The following is a 4,502-nucleotide window of genomic DNA, read 5'->3' as shown; positions in this document are numbered from 1 at the left end:
CACCGGTGATCATGTTTTTAACATAGTCGGCGTGGCCCGGGCAGTCTACGTGTGCGTAGTGGCGAGTCGGGGTGTCATATTCAACGTGAGAAGTGTTGATGGTGATACCACGAGCTTTTTCTTCCGGCGCGTTATCGATCTGGTCGAATGCGCGAGCAGCACCGCCGTAGGTTTTAGCCAGTACGGTAGTGATTGCAGCGGTCAGCGTTGTTTTACCATGGTCAACGTGGCCGATAGTACCGACGTTAACGTGCGGTTTTGTACGTTCAAACTTTTCTTTAGACATCGATTGTCCCTCTAAGACACGGATAAATCGGTGATATCACCACATCAACCAGGCGATATGCCTGAACTGTTGAATATTTTTAACGGAAAACAGAGAGAAACGGGAAGGAGAAGTGAAGTGGTGCTGATACCCAGAGTCGAACTGGGGACCTCACCCTTACCAAGGGTGCGCTCTACCAACTGAGCCATATCAGCACGTCTTGGAGCGGGCAGCGGGAATCGAACCCGCATCATCAGCTTGGAAGGCTGAGGTAATAGCCATTATACGATGCCCGCATCCTGAAACTCGGCTACCCAGTTCTTTCTGTAACAAAAAAGAGATTTCTCTCTTTTTATGTTTTGAGCTGATTAATTTTTTAACCAACTCAGGCGGCGAAAACGCTGCCAGAAAGTGGTGGTGGGGGAAGGATTCGAACCTTCGAAGTCTGTGACGGCAGATTTACAGTCTGCTCCCTTTGGCCGCTCGGGAACCCCACCGGACTTGATGGTGCCGACTACCGGAATCGAACTGGTGACCTACTGATTACAAGTCAGTTGCTCTACCTACTGAGCTAAGTCGGCATCAAGTAGCGCGCATTTTATGGAGACATTCGCACTCATGCAACTAAAAAATTGCATAAAATGTTCTATCGCTCACATTTTGCACTACACGACCGATAAATAGTCGATTTTCATTTTAGTATGCGCATTTTTTCAGCACCAACCACCCTTGTCAGCGCTATTTAGCATCACTCACGAAGAGAACTCGTATCTTATGTATAGGGCATATCCGCCACATTGTTCCTCAGATAATGTTTCTCATGAGGTATTTTTTCTTATTATTCCCTCCCATCTGGTGTTACCCTCCTGCCCATTGTCCAAATTAACTGAAATGTGACGTGCCATTGCATACCGGAGATGATTCGCCTTTTTATCATTGACCTGATAGAGCAATGACAGTCAGAAACATGCTTATGAGTATAAAAGAGCAAACGTTAATGACGCCTTACCTACAGTTTGATCGCAACCAATGGGCCGCACTCCGTGACTCCGTGCCAATGACGTTGGCAGAGGATGAAGTTGCGCGACTCAAAGGTATTAATGAAGATTTGTCGCTGGAAGAAGTTGCCGAGATCTATTTACCCCTTTCACGCTTGCTCAATTTTTATATCAGTTCAAACCTGCGTCGCCAGGCGGTTCTGGAGCAATTCTTAGGGACTAACGGTCAGCGGATTCCCTACATCATTAGTATTGCGGGTAGCGTTGCTGTCGGCAAAAGTACCACTGCGCGTGTCCTGCAAGCGCTACTGAGCCGCTGGCCCGAGCACCGTCGCGTTGAATTAATTACGACTGATGGCTTCCTCCATCCTAATCAGGTTCTAAAAGATCGCGGCTTGATGAAGAAGAAAGGATTCCCTGAGTCTTACGATATGCGTCGCCTGGTGCAATTCGTTTCTGATCTCAAGTCAGGCGTGCCAAACGTCACGGCCCCAGTCTACTCACATTTAATTTATGATGTGATCCCGGATGGGGATAAGACGGTTGCGCAGCCTGATATATTGATTCTTGAAGGATTAAATGTATTGCAAAGCGGAATGGACTATCCGCACGATCCACATCATGTATTTGTTTCTGATTTTGTCGACTTCTCAATCTACGTCGACGCACCAGAAGAATTACTTCAAACGTGGTATATAAACCGCTTCCTTAAGTTCCGCGAAGGGGCGTTCACCGATCCAGACTCCTATTTCCATAACTACGCAAAATTATCTAAAGATGAAGCTATCAATACTGCGACATCGCTATGGAAAGAAATCAACTGGTTGAATTTAAAGCAAAATATACTACCAACTCGTGAACGTGCCAGTCTTATCATGACTAAGAGTGCTAATCACGCCGTTGAACAAGTACGGTTAAGAAAATAATTTAACAGGGGAGCCATAGCTCCCCTTGTTATTATTCTGCGCTTCTTAGTGATATTTCCCCGCCCATCCAGGATTTAATCTCACCATCCTGTTCAAGCAGTAATGCTCCCTGAGTATCTATTCCTCGGGAAACACCAAATACTTCTTTATCACCGATGATTAACTTCACAGGCCGATTAATAAAATTATCCAGCTTTTCCCAACGGGACAGATAAGGGGCCAAACCTTCTTGTTCAAATAATTCCAGCGCGGCGCGAAGCTCCCTAATGAGTCGCGCAGCCAGAGTATTGCGATCGAGGGTAATTCCGGCTTCCTGAAGGTTAATCCACCCCTGATTCACGATCCCTTCTTCAACACGACGCATCGCCATATTGATTCCTGCGCCAATGACAATTTGCGCAGCATCGCCTGTTTTTCCTGTTAACTCGACAAGAATACCGGCAAGTTTCCGATCCAGAAGGTAAAGGTCGTTGGGCCATTTCACCCGTACTTTATCAGCCCCCAGATCATGCAACACCTCTGCCATAACGATACCGATGACCAGACTCAGTCCAATTGCCGCTGCCGGGCCCTGTTCCAGGCGCCAGAACATAGAAAGGTACAGATTGGCACCAAACGGCGAAAACCATTTGCGCCCACGTCGGCCACGGCCTGCCTGCTGGTATTCTGCCACGCAGGCATCACCAGAGTTCAACTGGCCAATACGGTCCAGTAAGTACTGATTAGTAGAATCTATAACGGGAAGAACTGAAACATTGCCACCTTCCAGTTGGCTAAGAATGCGAGAAGCATCCAGTAACTGTATCGGCTCCGGTAAGCTGTATCCTTTGCCTGGAACGGTAAATACATCCACACCCCAGTCGCGTAACGTCTGGATATGCTTGTTAATTGCCGCGCGACTCATTCCAAGCTTTTCACCCAGTTGCTCACCAGAATGGAACTCTCCATCGGCCAGTAATGAAATGAGCGTCAGGGGAACAGTATTATCTTTCATGCAATGGCCTCCACAGCGTTTATCTCACCTGCAGATCCAATGAAGCGAACCTCTGGCTCCAGCCAGACATTAAATTTTTCACCCACTTTCTCACGCACAAGACGTGCAAGCTGCACAACGTCTTCACTTGTCGCATTATCGGCATTGATCAGCACCAGTGCCTGCTGGCGGTGTACCGCAGCGCCGCCAATGCCCACACCTTTCAATTGACACTGGTCGATGAGCCAGCCCGCAGCCAGTTTCACCGAACCATCCACTTGCGGATAATGTGGCGCTTCTGGGAATTTTGACAGCAGCACCTGTGCAATCTCAGCTGCGACAACCGGGTTTTTAAAGAAACTACCCGCATTACCATTCACTTTCGGATCGGGTAACTTTGTTGTACGCATATGGCAGACAGAATCAAAAACTTGTTGAGGCGTGACCGTTGCAGGATCCAGACGCGCGAGCTCCCCGTAAGTTAGCACCGGTTGCCAATGTTTAGGTAAACACAGACCAACAGCGACAATCGCGAAACGATCCTGATATTCATGCTTGAAAATACTGTCGCGGTAACCAAAACGGCATTCTTCAGCACTGACGCGCAAATGTTTGCCTGTTGACAATTCAACGCAGTCGACATATTCGCAGACACGTTGTAGCTCTACACCATAAGCGCCGATATTCTGGATAGGGGATGAACCGACACAGCCGGGAATGAGCGCCAGATTTTCCAGACCAGGCATTCCCTGCTCAAGAGAGTACTGCACCAGATGATGCCAGTTTTCACCCGCACCGACATGTAAGTGCCACGCATCCGTTTTTTCCGTTACTGAAATTCCCTTGATACGGTTAACGATCACCGTGCCCCTGAAAGGTTCAAGGAAGAGCACATTACTCCCCTCACCCAGTATCAATACCGGATGACCAAGTGAGTCTGCTAACTGCCATGCGTTCAGTACTTGTTGTTCATTTTCGGCACAAACAATGACGTTGGCGTATTGTTCAATACTGAAGGTATTCCAGGGTTTAAGGGAGTGATTCATAGACGCTTTCCTGATGCAAAATCACGCTTAGTTTACAGCATAAGCAGCAGTATGGCTTGTGGTTATAGAGAGGGGAGAGACAAGAAGGGGAATGTGGAAACGCAAAAAAGCCCATCCGTCAGGATGGGCTTCTTCACTATTTGATGCCTGGCAGTTCCCTACTCTCACATGGGGAGACCCCACACTACCATCGGCGCTACGGCGTTTCACTTCTGAGTTCGGCATGGGGTCAGGTGGGACCACCGCGCTACAGCCGCCAGGCAAATTCTGTTATCAACACACCCTTACGGTCTG

The 4,502-nt window shown here is 48.2% G+C and carries 4 protein-coding genes, 4 tRNA genes, 1 rRNA gene and 1 pseudogene; 2 read left to right on the top strand and 8 right to left on the bottom strand.

Features of this window, described 5'->3' with window-relative positions; translation table 11 throughout:
- From NNO04_RS22120 to NNO04_RS22100, 5 genes are all read right to left on the bottom strand, one after another.
- Positions 1-286 (bottom strand): GTP-binding protein (locus tag NNO04_RS22120; protein ID WP_000031682.1); only part of this gene is annotated, 286 nt, incomplete at its 3' end.
- Positions 287-404: 118 nt separating this feature from the next.
- Positions 405-480: transfer RNA gene (locus NNO04_RS22115), tRNA-Thr, on the bottom strand.
- Between the two features lie 6 nt (positions 481-486).
- Positions 487-561, bottom strand: a tRNA-Gly gene (locus tag NNO04_RS22110).
- Between the two features lie 116 nt (positions 562-677).
- Positions 678-762: transfer RNA gene (locus NNO04_RS22105), tRNA-Tyr, on the bottom strand.
- A gap of 8 nt (positions 763-770) precedes the next feature.
- A tRNA-Thr gene (locus NNO04_RS22100) sits at positions 771-846 on the bottom strand.
- 19 nt (positions 847-865) lie between these two features.
- Here NNO04_RS22100 and NNO04_RS22095 point away from each other — a divergent pair.
- Both NNO04_RS22095 and coaA read left to right on the top strand, forming a co-directional pair.
- Positions 866-946, top strand: a pseudogene (locus NNO04_RS22095) (hypothetical protein); the annotation flags it as partial.
- Between the two features lie 292 nt (positions 947-1,238).
- A complete protein-coding gene (coaA, locus tag NNO04_RS22090) occupies positions 1,239-2,189 on the top strand; it encodes a type I pantothenate kinase (RefSeq protein WP_271446487.1) in 951 nt (316 codons plus the stop codon).
- 31 nt (positions 2,190-2,220) lie between these two features.
- On the opposite strand, the gene birA is transcribed toward coaA, so the two are convergent.
- The 3 genes from birA to rrf all read right to left on the bottom strand — a co-directional run bounded on the left by birA (position 2,221) and on the right by rrf (position 4,469).
- Positions 2,221-3,183 carry a bifunctional biotin--[acetyl-CoA-carboxylase] ligase/biotin operon repressor BirA gene (birA, locus tag NNO04_RS22085; RefSeq protein ID WP_271446486.1) on the bottom strand — a complete coding sequence of 321 codons (963 nt, stop codon included), beginning with the start codon at positions 3,181-3,183 and terminating at the stop codon, positions 2,221-2,223.
- Positions 3,180-4,208, bottom strand: coding sequence for a UDP-N-acetylmuramate dehydrogenase (murB, locus tag NNO04_RS22080; protein ID WP_271446485.1), 1,029 nt, complete (start codon positions 4,206-4,208; stop codon positions 3,180-3,182). The genes birA and murB overlap by 4 nt, the downstream gene beginning before the upstream one ends.
- A gap of 145 nt (positions 4,209-4,353) precedes the next feature.
- A 5S ribosomal RNA gene (gene rrf / locus NNO04_RS22075) occupies positions 4,354-4,469 on the bottom strand.
- Positions 4,470-4,502 lie beyond the last annotated feature (33 nt).

This window comes from Citrobacter sp. Awk 4 (genome assembly GCF_028069725.1).
GTDB lineage: Bacteria > Pseudomonadota > Gammaproteobacteria > Enterobacterales > Enterobacteriaceae > Citrobacter_D.
Note: the sequence above shows the minus strand (reverse complement) of the source record. Positions and strands in the feature narration are given on the sequence as shown.

What these genes read in the sequence shown, in the direction of transcription:
- coaA (WP_271446487.1), top strand. Translation starts at nt 1,239, where the DNA reads ATGAGTATAAAAGAGCAAACGTTAATGACGCCTTACCTACAGTTTGAT.
- birA (WP_271446486.1), bottom strand. Translation starts at nt 3,183, where the DNA reads ATGAAAGATAATACTGTTCCCCTGACGCTCATTTCATTACTGGCCGAT.
- murB (WP_271446485.1), bottom strand. Translation starts at nt 4,208, where the DNA reads ATGAATCACTCCCTTAAACCCTGGAATACCTTCAGTATTGAACAATAC.